The organism is Dietzia sp. 111N12-1, from assembly GCF_001658045.1.
Classification (GTDB): Bacteria; Actinomycetota; Actinomycetes; order Mycobacteriales; family Mycobacteriaceae; genus Dietzia; species Dietzia kunjamensis.
Genome location: NZ_LSSV01000107.1, coordinates 1 through 735 on the forward strand (window position 1 = coordinate 1; position 735 = coordinate 735).

The 735-nt window shown below is 65.2% G+C and carries 1 protein-coding gene; it reads right to left on the reverse strand.

All coding sequences use genetic code 11. The features are described 5' to 3' along the window. Positions 1–85: 85 nt before the first annotated feature. A partial coding sequence (gene lspA, locus AYO52_RS17470) for a signal peptidase II (RefSeq protein ID WP_253702298.1) occupies positions 86–735 on the reverse strand: 650 nt, incomplete at its 5' end.

Consider the following 735-nt stretch of genomic DNA (forward strand, 5'->3'; position numbering starts at 1 on the left):
AGGAACTAACGACACGCGACACTAGGAGCGCACCCCGAACGCGGCCACGAGGCCGAACCACAAGGCCGATGCTGCCGCGGCCACCTCAGTTGTCATGAGGTCCCCTGACTTGCCGGGCTGCAACTTCTGGCGTCTCCCACACCTCGATCCTGTCGCGGCCGGTAAGGGTGGCCACGATCAGCACCACAGCGCCACCGGTGATGAAGACATCGGCGAGGTTGAAAGTAGGGAACCATCCGGTGTGCAGGTAGTCAGTCACCAGCCCGTCGGGGGCGCGATCGATGAAGTTGGCCACAGCTCCGCCCAAGACCAGGGCCAACGCCAGTCGTACTGTGCGCGTTGCTGTGCCGGTGGCCCGCCAGGTGAAGAGCGCCAGGGCGCCGATGATGAGGCCAGTGATGGCGAGAACGACGCCGGCGGGAAGGCCAGCGCCGAGGCTGAACGCCACCCCGGAGTTGAAACCCAGGCGCAGCTGCATTGGTCCCAGATCCACCGTGTGGCCGTCGGCCAGTGCTCCGCCCGCCCAAGTTTTAGCTCCGAGGTCCGCCGCGGCCAGCAGCATGACGGAGACGACCAGAGCAGTTCGCGCCCGGGCGCCTTGTTCGCCTTGGTGGGGTGGTTCAGTAGCGGGATTAACGTCCTTTGGCATGACGTCATCCTCCTCGACTCGAAACCGGAGGCGGCAGGAACCTCGATCGCGGCCAACCAAGTGACCTGCCGCGTTGATTTCGGACA